This is a genomic window from Olivibacter ginsenosidimutans (assembly GCF_039542865.1).
Classification (GTDB): Bacteria; Bacteroidota; Bacteroidia; order Sphingobacteriales; family Sphingobacteriaceae; genus Olivibacter; species Olivibacter ginsenosidimutans.
The window spans coordinates 277873-296855 of record NZ_BAABIQ010000003.1; the positions used below are offsets into that span (position 1 = coordinate 277873).

21 protein-coding genes are annotated in these 18983 nt (G+C 40.6%); 6 read left to right on the top strand and 15 right to left on the bottom strand.

Going from position 1 to position 18983, the window contains the following annotated elements:
- Nucleotides 1–5 precede the first annotated feature (5 nt).
- On the top strand, nt 6–488 hold the full coding sequence (locus ABD930_RS02425; RefSeq protein WP_345230093.1) for a hypothetical protein: 483 nt from the start codon (nt 6–8) through the stop codon (nt 486–488).
- 19 nt (nt 489–507) lie between these two features.
- On the opposite strand, the gene ABD930_RS02430 is transcribed toward ABD930_RS02425, so the two are convergent.
- Nucleotides 508–717: a hypothetical protein gene (locus ABD930_RS02430; protein ID WP_345230094.1), complete on the bottom strand. Its 210-nt coding sequence runs from the start codon at nt 715–717 to the stop codon at nt 508–510.
- Nucleotides 718–879: 162 nt separating this feature from the next.
- On the opposite strand from ABD930_RS02430, the gene ABD930_RS02435 reads away from it, so the two are divergent.
- The 3 genes from ABD930_RS02435 to ABD930_RS02445 all read left to right on the top strand — a co-directional run bounded on the left by ABD930_RS02435 (nt 880) and on the right by ABD930_RS02445 (nt 3796).
- Complete coding sequence (locus tag ABD930_RS02435) at nt 880–2247, top strand: sensor histidine kinase (protein ID WP_345230095.1); 1368 nt, start codon at nt 880–882, stop codon at nt 2245–2247.
- A gap of 129 nt (nt 2248–2376) precedes the next feature.
- Nucleotides 2377–2760, top strand: coding sequence for a response regulator (locus ABD930_RS02440; protein ID WP_345230299.1), 384 nt, complete (start codon nt 2377–2379; stop codon nt 2758–2760).
- On the top strand, nt 2753–3796 hold the full coding sequence (locus ABD930_RS02445; RefSeq protein ID WP_345230096.1) for an adenylate/guanylate cyclase domain-containing protein: 1044 nt from the start codon (nt 2753–2755) through the stop codon (nt 3794–3796). Before ABD930_RS02440 ends, ABD930_RS02445 begins: the two co-directional genes overlap by 8 nt.
- Before the next feature lie 10 nt (nt 3797–3806).
- Here the strand turns inward: ABD930_RS02445 and ABD930_RS02450 are convergent, their stop codons facing one another.
- From ABD930_RS02450 to ABD930_RS02485, 8 genes are all read right to left on the bottom strand, one after another.
- On the bottom strand, nt 3807–4676 hold the full coding sequence (locus ABD930_RS02450) for a YitT family protein (protein WP_345230097.1): 870 nt from the start codon (nt 4674–4676) through the stop codon (nt 3807–3809).
- Nucleotides 4677–4678: 2 nt separating this feature from the next.
- Nucleotides 4679–5266 (bottom strand): HD domain-containing protein, encoded by a 588-nt coding sequence (locus tag ABD930_RS02455; RefSeq protein ID WP_345230098.1) that lies wholly within the window; start codon nt 5264–5266, stop codon nt 4679–4681.
- Nucleotides 5267–5350: 84 nt separating this feature from the next.
- Nucleotides 5351–7123, bottom strand: coding sequence for a glycoside hydrolase family 2 protein (locus tag ABD930_RS02460; protein ID WP_345230099.1), 1773 nt, complete (start codon nt 7121–7123; stop codon nt 5351–5353).
- Between the two features lie 209 nt (nt 7124–7332).
- Entirely contained in the window at nt 7333–8265 is a 933-nt protein-coding gene (locus ABD930_RS02465; protein WP_345230100.1) for a hypothetical protein, read from the bottom strand.
- A gap of 2 nt (nt 8266–8267) precedes the next feature.
- Nucleotides 8268–10649, bottom strand: coding sequence for a TonB-dependent receptor (locus ABD930_RS02470; RefSeq protein ID WP_345230101.1), 2382 nt, complete (start codon nt 10647–10649; stop codon nt 8268–8270).
- A 40-nt stretch (nt 10650–10689) separates the two neighbouring features.
- Nucleotides 10690–11388 carry a hypothetical protein gene (locus tag ABD930_RS02475; protein ID WP_345230102.1) on the bottom strand — a complete coding sequence of 233 codons (699 nt, stop codon included), beginning with the start codon at nt 11386–11388 and terminating at the stop codon, nt 10690–10692.
- Nucleotides 11389–11467: 79 nt separating this feature from the next.
- Nucleotides 11468–12580 (bottom strand): helix-turn-helix domain-containing protein, encoded by a 1113-nt coding sequence (locus ABD930_RS02480; RefSeq protein WP_345230103.1) that lies wholly within the window; start codon nt 12578–12580, stop codon nt 11468–11470.
- A 129-nt stretch (nt 12581–12709) separates the two neighbouring features.
- The gene (locus ABD930_RS02485; RefSeq protein ID WP_345230104.1) at nt 12710–13093 is read right to left on the bottom strand and encodes a hypothetical protein; all 384 of its coding nucleotides are present in this window, start codon (nt 13091–13093) and stop codon (nt 12710–12712) included.
- Between the two features lie 106 nt (nt 13094–13199).
- Between ABD930_RS02485 and ABD930_RS02490 the strand changes: the two genes are divergently transcribed.
- Nucleotides 13200–13430, top strand: a complete 231-nt coding sequence (locus tag ABD930_RS02490; protein WP_345230105.1) for a hypothetical protein — start codon at nt 13200–13202, stop codon at nt 13428–13430.
- 236 nt (nt 13431–13666) lie between these two features.
- Here the strand turns inward: ABD930_RS02490 and ABD930_RS02495 are convergent, their stop codons facing one another.
- The 6 genes from ABD930_RS02495 to ABD930_RS02520 all read right to left on the bottom strand — a co-directional run bounded on the left by ABD930_RS02495 (nt 13667) and on the right by ABD930_RS02520 (nt 18481).
- Complete coding sequence (locus ABD930_RS02495; protein ID WP_345230106.1) at nt 13667–15550, bottom strand: ATP-binding protein; 1884 nt, start codon at nt 15548–15550, stop codon at nt 13667–13669.
- The gene (locus tag ABD930_RS02500) at nt 15547–15804 is read right to left on the bottom strand and encodes a hypothetical protein (protein ID WP_345230107.1); all 258 of its coding nucleotides are present in this window, start codon (nt 15802–15804) and stop codon (nt 15547–15549) included. Before ABD930_RS02500 ends, ABD930_RS02495 begins: the two co-directional genes overlap by 4 nt.
- A gap of 70 nt (nt 15805–15874) precedes the next feature.
- A complete protein-coding gene (locus ABD930_RS02505; protein WP_345230108.1) occupies nt 15875–16657 on the bottom strand; it encodes a hypothetical protein in 783 nt (260 codons plus the stop codon).
- A 2-nt stretch (nt 16658–16659) separates the two neighbouring features.
- The gene (locus tag ABD930_RS02510; protein WP_345230109.1) at nt 16660–17334 is read right to left on the bottom strand and encodes a hypothetical protein; all 675 of its coding nucleotides are present in this window, start codon (nt 17332–17334) and stop codon (nt 16660–16662) included.
- The gene (locus tag ABD930_RS02515) at nt 17331–17990 is read right to left on the bottom strand and encodes a hypothetical protein (protein WP_345230110.1); all 660 of its coding nucleotides are present in this window, start codon (nt 17988–17990) and stop codon (nt 17331–17333) included. Before ABD930_RS02515 ends, ABD930_RS02510 begins: the two co-directional genes overlap by 4 nt.
- Nucleotides 17987–18481: a hypothetical protein gene (locus ABD930_RS02520; protein WP_345230111.1), complete on the bottom strand. Its 495-nt coding sequence runs from the start codon at nt 18479–18481 to the stop codon at nt 17987–17989. The genes ABD930_RS02515 and ABD930_RS02520 overlap by 4 nt, the downstream gene beginning before the upstream one ends.
- A gap of 271 nt (nt 18482–18752) precedes the next feature.
- On the opposite strand from ABD930_RS02520, the gene ABD930_RS02525 reads away from it, so the two are divergent.
- Nucleotides 18753–18980, top strand: a complete 228-nt coding sequence (locus ABD930_RS02525) for a hypothetical protein (protein WP_345230112.1) — start codon at nt 18753–18755, stop codon at nt 18978–18980.
- Nucleotides 18981–18983: the final 3 nt, after the last annotated feature.

Below are 18983 nucleotides of genomic sequence, written 5' to 3' on the forward strand. Positions count from 1 at the left end.
AACATATGTATTTAAAATCGTTTTTTTACACCGTGGGCACGGTTGTGCTGTTTTGTGGAGCGTGCAATTCCAATAATCAACAACAGCAAAATACAACTGCCGATACAACACAAATGGATACCGATACTACTGTAGCAGAAACCGATACCGGCACTGCAGTGGCTACTCAAGATAGTATACCATTGACCTTAGTGAATGGCGCAGTGGAACAGAAAGGAATGATGGAAAAGGGAAAGCACATCGTATTTTCCTTTGATGTGCCAAAACCAGGAAAGCTTCAGGCGAGCGTAAAACCAGACGAAACAAACGGTAACGTTCGGATCGCACAAATTTTTATGCCCGATAATACGGCTGATGGCCCATTTGGCATGGATATGAGTTATGATCTGAAACAGACTGGGAAATATCGTTTAGTCATCAGTGAAAACCAAATGGCAGGTGATCCCTATAATGGACCCTTCACGTTAACCATAAAATTGGCAAAATAGCTGATCATGCAGCACCGACTTAGTGGCGGTGCTGCGTGATGGCCGTTAACTTTTCTACCAGAGGAACATCTGTACCCGAAACGTCGTATCGTCCGTCATTAAAATCTACGCGTGCTACCTCATTTTTTAGGCTGTCGTATACAATAAAAGCCTCTTTGTCGTATGTAGTGGAGTATCCCGTCCACTCACGATCAATTTCCTCAGCCCATTTTGCAAATCTTTCTAGCATACTGTTATTGATTTATTGTCCGCAATTACTTATTTCTCAATAATAACAGGTGAACCTTGAAATTGTTGTTGCCTAAACCCTTGTTGCATTTGATGGGTAATTTATCTATGTTTGACCGTCATTTAGTAACGTTACCTAAGGACAAAGATAAATTTTAACAAAATGACTTTAGCGTCGGTATTTGCATTGCTCTTAATACTTACTTTAAAAAAGAGGGTAAATGTTCAACAAGTAAACGATAGCTTACCACGATATTTAACGTTCGGTATGTACTTGAGTATCGCTTTTCTGATACTTGAGATCGTTGTTCACAGCTATTTCGTGACCTTGTTCGCGCAAGTCTATTTAGTTGCACTGATGGTACTGGTGTTTAAGCGGCCAGCATTGCATGTCGCTAAGGGAATGGTTTATGGTATGCTGCCTTACGCTGCCTTATCATTTATTGCCAGTTTGTTGGAGGAAGTGACACCTACGTTCTATGACAAGTATGAGGATTACTTTGATAATGCCCTATCATTTAGTGTACTATGGTTTGGCGCAATGTGGTTAATGGCACATAACCAAGGGAAGGCATTGGCGAAAGAACGGAAGAGGAGGGAACAGGAAGAAGCCCAAAATCGGATTATGGCTGCCATGAAAATTGATTTGGAGAAAGAAGTGGCCCAGCGCACCGCAGAACTTGTTCAGCAGAAGGAAGAATTACAAGTTGCCCTTGATGAACTCAAAAATACGCAAGCACAATTAATCCAATCAGAAAAAATGGCTTCTTTGGGAGAACTTACCGCAGGCATTGCCCATGAGATTCAAAATCCATTGAATTTTGTGAACAACTTCTCGGAAGTTAGTGTAGAACTTTTGGAAGAGTTAAAGGAAGGTCCTTTACGTGAGTTACCCACCGATATTCAGGAAGACACACAGGATATTTTGAGTGATTTAACACAAAATTTAGAGAAAATAAGCTTCCATGGAAAACGTGCAGATGGTATTGTTAAAAGCATGCTGCAACATTCGAGGAGTAATACCGGTAAAAAAGAGGAAATAGATATCAATGCGTTGGCTGATGAATATCTACGGTTGAGTTACCACGGTTTAAGGGCAAAAGATAAAAGCTTTAACGCACTGATGGAAACACATTTTGATCCTGATCTAGGTCGGGTAGCGGTGGTGCCGCAAGACTTAGGTCGTGTATTTTTGAATCTATTTAATAACGCGTTTTATGCAGTAAGCGAGAAAAAGAAACAGCAGGGATCTTCCTATGAACCAAAAGTAACCGTGACTACGCGTCGTGTACGTATGGCTAATGGTGGGCAGGCAGTAGAAATTAGTATCAGTGATAATGGTCTCGGAATTCCTGGAAATATTTTAGATAAAATATATCAACCCTTTTTTACCACCAAACCTACAGGGCAGGGCACAGGCTTAGGTTTATCGATGAGCTATGATATCATTACCAATGGTCATAGGGGTGAAATGAAGGTAAGCACAGCAGAAGGAGCATATACTAATTTTATAATTACCATACCCGAATAAGGCGATGAAGAGGATATTTCAACTTATCCGTCATTTCAACGGTGCCTGAGACTGGACATCGGCATTTGCTCGAAATGACAACCTAATTTGAGACACCTCTTACAGGGATATAAAAACGAATTTATTTTGATGAAAATATTGGTCGTTGATGATGAGATAGATATTCAGCCGCTATTTAAGCAGCGTTTTCGCAGGGAAATAAAATCCGGCGAGTTATTATTTGATTTTGCATTATCTGCGGAAGAAGCCCTTAATTATTTAGCAGCGGAAGATTCCGAAGTGGTGTTAATTCTGTCGGATGTGAATATGCCGGGTATGAATGGACTGGAATTGTTGAAACATATTAGGCAAACCCATGAATATGTCCCCCCTTTTGTGATGATGATCACCGCCTATGGTGATGATGAAAACTATCGACAATCGATGTCTTTAGGGGCCAACGATTTTCTAACGAAGCCATTGGACTTTAATCTATTGAAAGAGAAATTGAAAAATTTGGAACAGCATGGCTAAAATATTAGTGGTTGATGATGAAGCGGACTTGGAACTTTTGATCAGGCAAAAATTCCGGAAGAAAATTCGGGAAAAAACCTACTCTTTTGTTTTTGCAAAAGATGGTATAGAGGCCTTGGATTTGCTGACAAAAGAGGACGATATTGATGTCATCCTAAGTGATATCAACATGCCTGGAATGGACGGACTAACATTACTTACGAAATTACCAGAAGCTAATCCTGTTATTAAAGCAGTTATGGTGTCTGCTTATGGTGATATGGAAAACATCCGAACAGCCATGAATAGGGGTGCTTTTGACTTTGTTTGCAAACCCGTTAATTTTGACGATTTGGATGTAACGATTGAAAAGACCTTAGAACATGTCCTCCAAATAAAAAATACACTACAGGCTATTAAAGAAAATAATATCCTCAAGATGTATGTAGATGAGCATGTGCTGAACTTTATGACGCATCAGGAATTTGAAAAAAGCCTTTTAATTAACGAGACGGTTGATGCTACGGTGGCATTTATCGATATATGTGGCTTTACTGCCATTACAGAAACGGTAGCAGCAGATGAGGTGGTGCAGCTAATCAATAACTTGTTTGATGTGGTGGTGAAGGAAATCATGACCTATAATGGACATATTGATAAGTTTATGGGAGATGCCGTAATGGCTGTATTTAGAGGGGAATATCACTTAGATCGAGCGATTGATGCGGCTTTGGCGGTAAAAGAACATATGGTTGGTTTGCAAGAGATCCGCTCGGGTGAACAACTGTTTAAACCACAGGTTTCTATCGGTATAAACTCAGGAGAAATGATCTCAGGAAATATTGGCTCCGCATCGTTGAAACGGCTAGATTACACCGTTATTGGAGATGCCGTAAATTTGGCCCAGCGTTTACAGTCGGTAGCTAAAGCTGGTCAGATTATTGTAGCCGAGCATGTTTATGAACAAGTTAAGCAATCTTTCGAATTTGCTGAACTCGGAACAGTGAGCCTAAAAAATAAGGCTAAACCCGTTGCTATTTATGAAGTTATAGCGTAAGGAGCTGCTTTTAGTGCTCCCTAGCGCGCCTCTTCAGTATTCCGCCAGCTGCTTCTTTAATAGTGTGGGTATACATAAATGCCTGAGGATCGATTTGATGCACCATATTTTTCATTCTTCTCACTTCGAAGCGAGTGACTACGGTGAACACGATATCTACTGGATAACTGAGATCAAAGTTATCTTTTAAGAATCCCCGTTCACCCTTATATATGGTAATTCCTTTTCCCAATTCCTTAACCAGTTTTTCTTTGACTAATTCGCTCTGACTGGATATGATATTCACAGCGGTATATTCTTCAACACCTTCGATGACAAAATTAATCGCGCGTGAAGCGGTATAATAGGTTAAAATGGAATATAGCGCTGTTGGCAAGCCTAAGTGTAAGGCTGCGATTAAGAAAATAACGATGTTAATGCCTAAAATAATTTCACTGATGGTAAAACTGCTTCGTTTAAGTGTATATAAAGCAAGCACTTCAATGCCATCCAAGGCACATCCACCCCGCATGGAAAGTCCGATACCCACCCCCATAAATACGCCACCAAAAATGGAAACCAATAGCTTGTCTGATGTTATTGTTGGATAAGGCACGTATAATAAGCAGATGCCTAATAATATGGCACATAGCAATGTTTTTAAGGCAAACTTTTTATTAACCTGAAAAGCACCCATGATAATTAGAGGGAGATTTGCCAGCACAATAACATAGGCTATATTAACGTGGTAAATTTCGTGGATCAACAAGGAGATACCGGTTATGCCACCGTCAAAAAAACGATTAGGGACCAAAAAGCCTTTTAGTGCAAAACCACAGAACAGTATACCTGCTATAACATATAAGCTGTCACGGATAAAGGAGGTTAATTTTGTATTCATTGTTATGGGATGTTCAAATAGTTCTTCTTGATAGTTTGGAGGTGCTTTTCTTTTTTAGGATTACGTAAGCGTTTTGATGTATCCGTAAAATAATGATGTTCTTGTAAAAAAGCGATTTGTAGGTTCATGTAATCTCGTTTGGATGAAACCTGATGTAGCGCCAACATTTCTTCATATAGTCTTTCACTTGTTGCGAAAAAGTCGTCACGTCCTAAATAATCTAAATCCGCGTCACAGATAATCTGTTGTAAATGATCTTGAGGTTTTTGCGGGACACACGTCGCCATAATGAGTGTTTTTATATCGCCAATTGTTGAATTCGGATAATTAAATTGTGGTAAATACCTATCTGCAATAGCGCAGGAAATATGTTCATGGTTTACATTTGAAACCATAAAACCGGTATCATGAAAAAGTGCGGCAGTTAATAATACGGTTAAATCCTGACCGGCCACTTGTTCAGCATGTGCTATTTCCTGAGCGGCATGTAAAACATCCTCGGTATGCGCAACATTATGGTATTTCAATGTTGGAGGTAGCTCGTGCTTTAATTTATTTAATAGAAAAGGGAGTACCAAGTCAAATTGCATATTGGTATTTACTAAGCCGCTAAGATATCAAATTTTGAAATAGGTTTAGGAAAATTAGTAGTCATGATGGGAAAAGATTGGGTGCTACTGGTTAAGTTTTTGGGCATTTTGCAATAATAGGGTGTTAATTGCTTTAACCCGTGGGATATCCATTTTTTCGACTTTACGATCATAGCTTAGTAAGCCATTGATTTCATGTTCTACATCAGTTGTTTGCGTGTAGATAGCTACGCTTAGCCCCCTATATCGCATAAACTGATCTAGTTGACTTAATAATAGTACATACTGATCTGTCAAGGCTGCTGGTGTTGCGGCATAATCATAAGCGTCATTGAATACCGGCCACATATGGTTGGGTACAAATAAGCCAATACCGCCAAATTCGCCTAATGACGCTGCGCGGTTACTATCTGGAATAGCAGGCTTATAAGGACGTGCATACAGATGAGTGTCTACAAAGTCGCCATTTCCGGGATCTCCATAGGCTTTTTGATAACTCGGATTATTATTAAAGCCAGAGTTACCATTCACTAAACGGGAAGGATCATACTGTTTTACCCAATCGGTGATGTTACGAACATCAAAGGCACCCCAATTTTCATTAAATGGTACCCATGCCACGATGCTAGGTGCATTGTAATGTTCATCGATCATGCTTTTTAGTTCACGACGAAAACGTTGCCTGTTAACCGTAGTATCTTTATCCTGATACCATATTGCCGGCATATCCTGCCAAACCATTAAACCTATTTTGTCTGCCCAATAATAAAAACGTCTCGGTTCTGTTTTCATATGCTTACGGATTAAATTGAAACCGGCCTTTTTCGTGAAAAGTATATCTGATTTCAATGCTTCATCTGTTGGCGCTGTAAGTATACCATCTGGCCAATAACCTTGATCAAGCAAGCCGAGTTGCATCACAAATTTTCCATTAAGTAAGGGCCGTACTACGCCTTTTACTTTACCCAACCGAATATCACGCATACCAAAATAACTGCTCACCTCATCCGTTATTTTTCCGGAAGCATCGCGTAACGTTAATTTCAGGTCGTAGAGAAAAGGGGTGTCGGGTGTCCAGTATTGGGGATGATCAATAGTTAAACGAAAATTTTTCTTTCCAGATGATTGCGCTTCCGCCACTTGCTTCTGCTGTTGAAAGGCCGTAGCCATAACCGTGGTATTGGGATCAGCATCTACCATAATATGTAGGCAATGTTCTTTTAAATCAGGTAGCAAACGAACACTCTTGATATATGTTTCTTGTACGGGCTCCAACCAGACGCTTTGCCATATGCCGGAAGTAAACGTATAATCCCCGCGTGGTCCATTTTTACCAGAAGGTGTTTGACCATCATTCAAGTCACGCACCGCAACGACAATGACATTTTTACCCGATTGTAGGTAGTCGCTGATATCGAATGTGAAATGATCATATCCTCCCGCATGATGACCCACTTTTTTTCCATTAATAAACACCGTAGCATCATGGTCGACGGCTTCAAAGTGCAATAATAATCGTTTCTTCTCCCAATGTTTTGGCACCGTAAATTCACGTTTGTACCACATGTTGATTTCCTGGTTTCGGTTAATTCCAGAAAGAATGGATTCAGGGCAATAAGGAACCTTAATTTTTTCAACGGCATGTTCAAAAGATAGCGGTTGATTGGGAGCTGAAGCATCTCCTTTGTCTTTTCCGCCGATATAGTCCCACCAACCATTAAGGGATAACCAATCCTCCCGGACCAACTGTGGTCTTGGGTATTCAGCAAGTGGCAAGGAGTCGTTTAAGACGTTGTCAGTCCACGGAGTGGGTAGTTTTGCTTCTTGTGCTTGAAGTGCAATGATGCTATGCATCATGATCAGGAAAAGGCTAATGTTTAATAGACGGTGTGACATATTAGTTGTTGTTGTACCAAAATGGCTATAGGTTACTATAGCTGGCCATTGCAAAGCTTGTGGTTTGTGAAACGTATACCGGAATAAAAGTAATGAATACGATTAAAAAAAAGCTAAAAAATAATGAGAAAGGCAAATTAATATCAAGTTTCTGTAAAGCACTGCCATAGCTATAATTTCCGATCTAACCAGTGCATAATATTGAGCAGAAATTGGGCATTCTGTCTGGCCCAAGGATGATTCATACCTCTTTTCTCACTTTTAATGCCTTGGAGCTGTGCAGAAAAAGGTGCTCCATCCCCAAATACGACAATTCTACCCTTACCAAAATTCAAATATGCACCGTTTACTAAACCTCTCCCCGAAATATAGGGGAGCGTGTCCGGTAGAGGCCTTTTTATTTGAGCAACATTGTTTGGAAGATAAATGTTGTAATCGTCTCCTAATGATGAAATAACGTGTGCATTTGAAGGAACAATAAAACCCGTACCTCCCCAACACATGATACTGTCGATCTCTTTGCCCCGAGGATCGGTAATCTCATTTGGGATAAGTGTTTTTCGCTTCTTTGAAAATATCTCCGGCAACCTATCCTTTCGAATAGCGAAACCATTGATGATGTTTATTCCGAATCTTCCCGCTAGATCATTGACAGCCGCACCACATGGCATATGATCCGTCACAAGAAATAAGCTTCCCCCATTAGCTACCCAATTGGAAAGTGCATTGATCTCGTCTTGGGAGAAAGCTGACCTCGCTGGTAGGTTCCAGTCTTCCATATCATACATTGCATTTACAGTTACGTAGATCTTCGCTTCTCTTAAACGCTCGATAGTCACCTTTTCTCTGCTGCTCACTACTTGATAGCCGTCACTTGTGAGCAGTTTACCAAAAGCGGCATAGGCTCCCCTCAATGTGGAGGCGTTATGATGCGCTTCATCAAAGATGATTAGAGGACCGCTGCCTATCGGGTATACCGGGACAGAAATCGGATAGTTAAAGTTTTCGTCTGCCACTTGCTGTGCTATTCCTTTGGATGTCCAAAAGACTAACATATACCAAATGATGAAAATCCGATGAATAATCTTTCCTTTTTTACGCATAACTAGTCCGTTTTAACACGATTGTATTCTTCCGATTTCTCCACTTCTTTACGAGGTGTTTTTCCATCCTTTCCACCAAAATTATAGGTAAACGAAAGCCTGAAATTCCTACTTTCTATTCGTTGTCTCAAGGTAATGTCGATATCCTGATAATGAATCCGGGCGCGGGTTTTGTCGGTATAAAGGATATCATTTGCATTTAAGTTGATTTTTCCTTTTCCTCCCAATACGGTACGTTGTAGGCTCAAATTCAAACTGCCCTTACTTTCGATCAATGCAAATTCATTCAAGGATGTACTGATATAATATCCAGATGCTTCAAACACCCATTTTCGATCGAACCGGTAAGCAAGCTGTAGGAAGGAAAGAACATTCCATCGTTGTTGATCGAAAACGCCGTTTAAATAATGCGCCCGATATCGATTGGACATGATTTGATTGCTGATATACCCTTCGGTATTCGGAATAAACCTAATGGGTAAATTTAATTGCGCTGAAAAGTTTTCGTATCTTCCAAGATTATCCGGCATCGTATAGGTAATATTTCCGATTTGCTGGGGTGCATTTTGAAAAATGACATCTTTTCGGTTATTGTAGGAGAGCATAAAAAATGGCTGGTTCCTAAATGTCAGCGCAAGTTGGTATTGATTTGCCGTCTCCGGTTGCAACAGTGGATTTCCCTTCGTATAGGTTAGCGAATCAATGTACCGTATAAAAGGGTTTTGCTGCTGATAACTTGGTCGATTAACACGTTTGCTGTATTGAAATACCGTTCCAAACTTCTTAGAAATATCTTTTTTAATAAATAAGGAAGGAAACAATTGCAGATAATCTCGATCCAATACCTCCGTCCCTTTTTCATTTCCTGTCGCCCTGGTTTGCTCTGCACGTACGCCCAACTTCACTTCTGCGAATTTAAAACGTCTTTCCAGGGACAGGTAGGCCGCATTGATGTTTTCTTTATAGGCAAAGTCTGTACTCGTCTCGCTGTCTATCACACCATTTCTCCAAAAACGAAGGCCGTTGTCTATCGTTGCATAACTGGTCTTTGCACCTATTGCTAAAGCATAATCTGCAAATACGCTTCTTTTGAAGTCTGTTTTGGCAACAAAGAGCTCAACCGGGTTTCTGATCGATTGATGATTAACATAATGCTCACCCATATCGAGCACGTTATCGTACTCACCTGTGCTATTAATCTTAAATGTGGAGTACTCCACATCAGCAGACAATTTCCCACCCACAGTATCTACATCCAATTGCCAGCCAACCGTTACGGTCGTATTTTGCTGCTTTTCATTCAAATCGATTAAACTGCTGAACGAGCTGATTTTGGCACCGCTATTAGCGAACAGTTCATCCGTTACATTATTGCTTTCCTTGCTTATTGCCCTATTGAGTGTACTGAGACCGACACGAATTGTATTCCTTTTTGTCAAATAGATATCCCCGCCGAACGTCACAAGGTGGTTGTTCGCATGCCAAGGCGTATAGGAATGTTGATAAAACGAAATGGAGTCTATCGTTCGTTCAAATGCTTTGTGGTCAAATACATTACTATAAAAATAACTATAGTAGCCATACAAGCTTACCTTATCGGTACTATAATTTAGAGTGATAGAGGGGCTAATCGTATTAAAGTTTCGATCTACCTTGTCTCTTCTTTTATTATAGATACCAGTTCCTCCCAACATATTTAAGCTTCCGCTCCAACCATCGGCTTTCTTTCGCTTTGTTATAATATTAATGATACTTCCTCCAGCCGCTTCGTAATTAGCTCCCGGGTGTGAGATTATTTCCACTTTTTCAACATTGGCCGCATTCAGTCCCTTCAACGCTTGTGAGACATTATCGTATCTAGACTCCCTGCCGTTGATCAGGATGGTCGCGCTTCCCGTACCGGCCAACGCTATCTTATCGTCCGAAACTAAAAGACCTGGAATTCTTTTTAGCAACTCGAAGATTGAAAGTCCAGATGCAGAAGGGATTTGATTAACGTTAACCACCAAACGATCAGCTTGTTGCTCAAACACATTTTTCGATGAAGTTATGGACACTTCTTCTAAATGGATAACATCAGCGTACAACGTGATTTTAAGCGGTGCATTTTTACTCGTGTTAAATGCAATTTCCCTTGTCTCTCCTTTATACCCCACAGCGCTTGTTTTCAAAAGAAGCGTTACATTCTTATTAATGGCGAATGCAAACTGTCCGTTTTGATCACTGAATGTTGAATCTCGTATTTGACGATCGGATGAACTTATATGGATAGCAGCAAAGGGAATTGGCTTTCCACTTTCATTAACCACAACGCCAGTCAGTTTAGTTTGAGCCAATAAAACAAGGTTGGTTAAAAGAAAAAAAATAGATATGAAAAACTTCATGGGCTGGTATTAATACATTAACGAATAGGCTTATTCCCGTCTATTTTGCTTTTAGCCATACATCGTCCTCAAAACAAGTGACCTGCACAGCTTCTCCATCGCTTAATAGAAATGTCAGCGGAAAGGTACCGTCCTCATTCAAGAAAAAAGTTTCCGATCTGGGCGCGAAGGCAATTTCTTTATTGTCCCATAACTGTTTTAATGTCAGTCCGTTTGCTGACGACCGGATAGCCATCTCAAGGCTAGTGTCATCCTTTAAAACATAGGTTCCTTCGAGCTTCTTTATTTGTGCTGCCGATAGTTGTTTGATTATTCTAGGATCAAATCCGACTTTTGTCGTCATGATTCTCCCTAATAATTTAGCATGTGCAAACTGACCGGAACTGTCTTTTAGGAATTCGATCTTGTAGCCTTCCTCTTTTGATTCAAAGTTTGTTTCATTGATCTGGGTGAGCTGATAGGCTTTGTTATCCCATAATTGTTTGGCAAAAAGTACATTATCTTTTAGCTCAAACGCAATAAAAGCTACCTTATTGGGAAGTTGGTAATATCCTAACAGCTGTTCCAAAGGAACCTTTTCAGATTGTTGGCTCTCTGCTTGTGTAATACTACCTGCACGAGTAGGTGTTTGTTGGGCAAAACAGTTTGCCGCAAGAAATATGCTTCCGAATAAAATGCTACCAATAACCATACGGATTTTTGGGGCGATTGCAGACTTTAACGCGTTCATTGTTATCATAATTATTTTTTTATGATGCAATGATAACGCTCTAGCGATCAGAAGAAGTTCGGGTGGATGCAACTGAACAGCATTGTGGTCAATTAGGGGCTGAATTCGCTTTAATGTATTCTTTAGGAGTGAGGTTAGTTGCTTTTTTAAAGGTAGTATAAAATGTTGTTTTGGAATTGAAGCCAGCTCTAATCGCAATACCGAGCAGATCCAAATGCTTGGTGTCTTTTGATAAGAGCAGTAATTTTGCTTCCTCAGTCCGCAACTCATTTATAAACTGATAAAAGTTCTTACCAAGTCCGTTGTTAAGGACGTAAGACAGTTCATGCGTGCTGATACCTGTTTTAGCTGAAAGTACCGAGAGGGTCAGGCTTGGGTCGAGGTATAGTTTTTCGTCGACTGTTTTTCGCATGACCAGATATTTGAGTTCTTCAACTTGATCAGCGGTAAGTCGTTCATTTAATACTTTCTTTGGTGTGATTTCGTCTTTTTCTGATGGTTGATATGTTTCGATAGCATAAATTGATTTTTGAGTAAGTGTTGAATAGGCCAAAAGGATTATTCCCAAAAAATAGAAGATAGGGGAAAAGTAAGTTAAGGGAATGTTAGCTATACTCAGTATACGGATGAGAATGAAGAATAACACAGCAACTAATAGATATCTTAGCCATTCCAGATCTATTTTTTCGGTAAATGATGCCATCATTTTTAAGTTTTTTTGGTGACGACGGAGCAAGGAGAAACAAACGATCCAATAATAAACCATTTGGCCAAAGAAAAAATACCGGACGATAAACTGTATCCACGGAGGTAATTCGGGTAGCTGGTTTTCCCTATTAAATATATTTGGCATTAAGTAGACTAGAGAAAATATAAAGAAAAGCAGAAAAGGCACAAAATGTAGATGCCAGTCTTTTCTGACTGTAGCAGGCGTTACAAAATAATTTATCGCCATATAAAGACACGGAAACATTGCCCATGTTGGCAGTTCAAGTAGGTGTAGCAGAAACCCATCTCCAACATGAAATTCCTCCAAGAAAATTCGGGTAAATGTACAAGCTAAAATACAATAGAATGCTCCAAGCCATCGGTCGGCCTTGGTATTTACCCGATTGACACCGAGAAAGGATAGCGATCCAAGGAGCCATGACGCTCCTCCGGAAAAGGCATAAAAAACAGCTAATATATTTATGTCGGACATCAGATAATTTGCACTGTTCTCAAATGTACTATATTTGTTCGAAACCCCATGACTTACATACTCCAGATCGGAATCCCGATCCAACCGTGTATGGAAAACAGCACCACCAGATAAAACAAGAATATGGTATTAAAAGCTAAGGGAAATTTTATCCATTTTTTTTTCTACTTGACGCCAGCATTTGTACAATAGATATGCTCCGATCACTACACTGATTCCGAAAAAAAGCATGCCTACAAAAATGAAAATTGTTGTCGCATTAGGGCTGGTGAAAAGTTCTTTGGCTGCTTCATCAGTTACCCCCATTTTGCGATAAGCTGCCAGAAAACAGACTATTCCGATGGAAATCATCAATCCGGGTATGTGTTCTTTTTGCAGTACAGTGTCGATTTTTTTGAGTAATTGGCCTATTTCAGTTGTTGGAGAATTACCATGCTGCGGTTGGGCGTTAACTAGGTTACATAACAATACCGTGAAAAATAGGGTTAAGAATAAGGTTATATACTTGTTCATTGTATTCTTTTTGCCAAAGTACCCTATGTCTTTTTTACGTTAGTTCGATGTTATCCAAGCGAACGAATTAGCTGTAGGATCCTCCACAATTTTACAATCGTTGGCGATGCATTCTGATTTTAACGCATCATCGTTCTCTCTGATCGCGGGAACCGTTCATACGGCACAAGTATATTGGAGTGGATTGGCTGCCGAGGAAAATGGCTTTTTTGATTGGTGCGCCCACCTGGGCTCGAACCAGGGACCAAAAGATTATGAGTCTGATGGTCATATATCTTGGAAATGGGGCAAAAACGCCATTTCTACTTTACAGAAGCAATATATGAACAATTTTTAAAACTGCAAAATTTTCTACCGTAACGTATTTGTAACGGTTTTTTGTCGATTGGATTATGGTGTTACGGGCTGTAACGTAGAGAGGTTTTTGTTTAGGTTTTGTGATTGGTTGGGAAATTACTTTTAGAGCTTTTCGACATACTTGTTTATTCTATCTACGAGCAGGTCAAATTCGGGTTGTCCGTTATAATATAGTGCGGTAGAAATTGCATACAAAATATTTACTATCACTTTTCTCTAAGCATCTGACAAATTAGGTTCTCCCCTCCAATGTTTTGTTAGCACCATCGTTTCGTTATGCGGCCTGTTTTCGTCAGGAATCGAACTAACTTCAATGATTACAGGCAATTGAGCTGAAATACCTGCCAAGATACAACTACCCTGCGGTAGAATAGGCAAAGAATCGAATGAAACCTTATCTAAATAAGAAATTGTCTTCTCTACAGCTTCGATATCTTTATTGTTTATAAGCCGGTGAAGCATATAATTATGTAGTTGTGAAATAATTGTACCGGAAATATTAGATGGTCGCTGGCTGGCTATGGTGAGAAATACTCCGAATTTGCGACCTTCTTTTATAATTTCCTCGAACGTTTCTAACCGATAATCCTTCCAGCTTTCGCTCTCACGTTCAGAATTGTAGGAGAGGATGTTATGAGCTTCATCTATAATTATATTTAGATATTTATCACGGTCAATTTTTGCTTTCTTTTGTTCATATATCTGTTTACAGATAACCATAGGCAGAATTTTTCTCATCTGTATATTTACGTCTTTCAAGGAAATAATTGATAAAATTGCATTATCATCTCTTTCATCAGTGACATCGACTACTTTTTCCAAATCACTAATACGATCATCTAATCTGCCCATTACAGGCCCAATATGTTCTTTGTTAGAGAAACCGTTCTGAATCTCGTAATAGAATTGAAATATTATTTTTAATCTTATGCGTTGTATAATAGAGAATTTTGTAATATCTGGTTCAAGTACCTTCACTTTTTCTTGGATAATTTTAGGAACAAAATCAGTTGTATTCGAGTAGATTGTACCATAATAGAAAACTTTATTGTTACTATTAAACTGTAAATTATCACGGTAATCCTTGTAAAATGCCCTAAAATTACTGACCTTATCAGCTAAGCCAAATTGAGCAAGTTCTTCGAGAAATGTAAAAACTAAATTTTTTTCTTGATTTTGGCTTACCTTAGTGGTAATATGTTCTATTGTTACAGCGATCAGTTTTAAGAAGCCCTCATTGGTTTTCATATTGGTATCCAGAAAGTCATTTTTCAAGGCCCGAGAGATAAAAGGTGCCTGTGTTTTTTCTGTACAATGTAAGATTAAGGACCAGAACTGGCTATCGTTTATAACTGTATTAGATAGCCTATACTTATTTTTACTGCCATCTCTACCAGTTGAAAGGCGATAGACTTGCTTGTATTTTGACGATATTATTACTTCATCCACCTTGTCCTCCTCTGGGCACATATATTCCCCGTTAAAATCAATTAGCAGAAAGCGCGCATTTTGTTGGAATGCGGGTTCAGATTTATATTTGTTTAGTATTTCGTGGTATAGCTTAGCCAGTGTGTATGATTTACCACTTCCAGTATTTCCAAATATTCCTATATGGCTGGCCAATAACCTATCGATACTTAATTCTATAGATTTACCTTTTTCTTGAGCTAATGTGCCAAGTATAAAGGTTTCTTCTTCGTCTTTTACAAATTTGTGAACAAGATTGAACTCATGTTGTGTCAGTAAATATGCCTCGTTGTCAATGAGCGGTAATTCTTTAATTCCCTGTTTAAAGATTCCTCCTTCCAAAAACCCTATAAGGCTAATCTGTAGCAAACGTTTAATTTTTTCCTGTTCACTATAGTAGGTGTTTGAACTGTCAAATTTATTTTCATTAATGTATTCCCCCTCGATTTTTCCGACTAAGTGGGTAAATCCTTTGGCAATCTTGATGTAACTTCCTACAGAAACATTTTTCAGCAACTCGCCTTTATATATTAAATGAGAAGCATTTTTTACTGTATCTACTTTTATCTCAACACTTCGGCCTTTTACAGATACCACCCCTCCGATTTTTAAAATACTATCTAATGTATTCATACCTTATCTGCTTGTGGTGGTAAAGAAACGTTGACAGTAATATCATTTTTTTTAGCGGTGTATTGGTCAGCGTCAAGCTCGATAGCCAAGTTTTTAAACCAGTCGTTATTAAGATCAAATAGGGTTCCTCCTTTAAGGACTTCTATATTTTTGAATTTTATGTCTTCAAAGTGAAGCTTTTCTTCAATATCTTTTTTTGCTTGGTCATCAAAAGCGAACACACAAATCAACAACGTTGGATTAGAATTTGCCACTCTTTTTGTGATTTCTCTGATATGCTCGTCCGCAAACGAAAAACCAAATACAAATAATACTGAATTTTGGTTATTGGGTTCTTTTTAGGATGTCCTCTGCAATCTGTACGTCGGAGCGATTGCCCGAAAACTCCGGATGGTCGGGATTGTCACTACGTAGGCGGTCACGGTTCTTGGCCAACAAAAGGAATTTGGCGGCATAGTTCTTTTTGGCTTCCCATGCGGATAGTAGTTTCCTGTGTTCTCCAAGCAAACGGTGATAGGCCATGATACGGCTGCCACGGTCGAGCGTGGTCGTTCGGGTCGCTTCCAACCGTTCTTTAAGTTCCGCACGTTCTTCGCTGTACCATTCCAATAGACCTTTGTTCCTCAAATAATCCCCGACGTCCGGTGAAAGTCCGGTGAGTGGGTCGGTGTCACCCGTCAGGTTTCCAAATTCCTTGCGGTAATACAGGAGCCACAAAGGGTCGGCATCCGTGACCAGACCGGAATAATTGAGGGCTTCGGTGACCGCTACGTTTCGGATGGTGTCCGCGTGTTTTTTATACGCTTCGTCTGTCTGTTGCATGGCCAGTACCATACCCATGCGCAGGGTTTGCGGGCCTGTACCGCTCAACGGACGGCGGTCGGTCTTTGGGTAATTGGGATGCCACGCCCAGGTGAGCCAGTATTGATAGTTTAGACCGAGAAAACCACTTGTTGGTGTAAACTTCTTGCGATCCCATTGCTTGTGAACCATGCGTTCCTGTTGATGCACGATATGTTTGTCGGTCTGTCGCTTCACGTTCTGCGCCATTGTTTTTGTAGCAGATAATAGGTACAGCAGTAGGCAGATGATTAATAGATTTTTCATTCTTAGTCTTTAAGTAGATAATAGTTCCGTATGATCTCGTCCGCTTTGCGCTTGTCCATATTGATAAAGTTTCGGTATGGATTCACCGTTTTTAGTACGCCGTTGATCTTCGCCCAATACATAGACCTTTCCATGCTGAACACCAATGCCCGTATCACTTTCAGTTCAAGAATGATCTTGCGCATGAGGTGGTCTCTTTTTTCGTAATCCATGAGTACGTTTTTTCCCTCTTGTAGAACGAAGTCGGAGACTTCGGCGGCAAGTTTTATGCCTCTGTCTTTGAGCTGCCGAGCAACGTCCTCGGCAAAGAGCAGTAACCACGGTTCGCCTTTGGCGGTTTCCAACATTTTAGTGCTGTGGGTGGCTATGTCTTGAACGAGCCGTGAAATGTGGAGCACGGAGCGGCCGGATTTCAGCGCCCGATCCACTTCGGTCAGTGATCGGTGTATCATGTTCTGCACCAGCACCACGGAAGAAAGGTTCACGTTAATATCGTCTATACTTTCACGGATGTTACCGAGCATATTATTATGGGCCTGTTCGGAAACCAACCTGACCGCACCGTTCTCGTTTACGATGGCAAGGTGCTTGGCGTCATAGATGATGGTTACATAACTTTGTCCAAAGACAAGTGTCGAAAAGCATATAAACAGCGTGGATATAAGTTGTTTCTTCATGGTTTAAATTCCTCCAATTGCCTTAGAATATTATCGACTATGCGCTTGTCCTCGTTGATGTAGGCCGAAAACGGGTTGAGGGAATCGAGCAGTTTTTTTCGTGTCGAATAGTACATGGTAACTGCAAGTCCTCGTAATGCTCCGGCTATTGCCCTAAGCTCCTGCAGGACGTATCCGTACAGTATTCTCCTGTCGCTTGCTTTCATCTGGTTGAGGTCGCCTATACTGATAAAAAGTCCGGTGAGGTAACGAGCCAACTGCACGGCTTTTTCTGCCATATCCTTTTCCGCATCAATGGCGAGCAACAGAAATTCGGGGTGTGCGGAAACGATGCCGATAATCCTCTTTTGTTGGTTTATGATCTCGGTTACGATTGGCGCGGATTCCAGACCCATGCTAAGCCCCTGCAATGCCGTTCCCAAAACTTGAAAACGGCTGTGCAGTTCTCGGTAACGGTTTTTGAGCTTTGCCGTTTCTTCTTTGTTTACTTCCTCGTTTGCGGTGGTAATGGCCTGTCGGTTCCGTGCGGTGATCTGGCGGTCGTATTCATCTTTGCTGTGTTCGACCAATTGGTGGAGCAGTTCCACGTTGAGCTGTGCATTTGCTTTGGTCAAGCTGGTGGCCAAAAGCAATAGGGTTAGGATAATGTACCTCATCGTTTGAGCAGTCTTGAATTACGGATAATGTCGTCGGCAATTCGCTTGTCGATATTGATAAAACCTGCGTATGGATTGAGGGAGTTGAGGATACCCCTTTGTTTCGCCCAATACATACTTCTGTGCATCCCAAAGGCTACGCCTCGTATAATAGTCAGCTCCGTTCTTATACGGTTGAGCAATTTTGCCCGTTCGCCTGAATCCATCAGGTTATCCTTTCCACCTTTCAGCACAAAGGCGCTGACCTCGGCGGACAGGTTGGTCGCCCGTGTCTTAAATTCCCGTGCGCCCGCTTCGGCAAATAGCAGGAGTACCGGATTTCCCCTCGCTATGTTCATCGCTTTTTCCACGTCGTTAACGATGTCAAGGGAAATACTGGCAATGTCCTTTACAGTAAGCAGGGAGCGAACAACGCCGGAAACTTCACTTAATCCTTTGTAAATTTTATCCTGCAAATCGTTCACGATAAGGAGCTGGCCCGTGACGGCCATCTGTCCACGTTGGATTAGTGTTAGATTGTCGTTTACGTTGTTGAGCTGGCTGTTCATTACTCCGGCATGGACACCCGTTGCGGCTGCCACAGCGGGGTCGATATAGATTTGGGCATGGGCTGTTGACCAGAGCAGGTAACAACCGAGAAATAACATGAATTTTATTAGCATAGTTTTTGAGGATTTAATGAATAAAAGAGTACTAATTGGCGCTGTTCCATTGTAGAACACCTGTGGTTGATGGTCTTAACAAAAAACAGTATATTTGTATATGGCAACTTTAGAAATACCAAATTCATTGAACGAGCAGCAGATCATGATGCTACGTCTCTTAAAGAATCCTTTGCCGAAAGAAGATTTCGAGCAGATGAGGCGATTGGCCGTAAAACTGCTTGCCCAACGTGCTGACGAATTGACCGCGGCATGGGAAGAAAAGAACAACATTACCGAAGATCACTACGAGCGATTGAGTGAGGGCCATTTCAGATCAAAGGGATAAGTT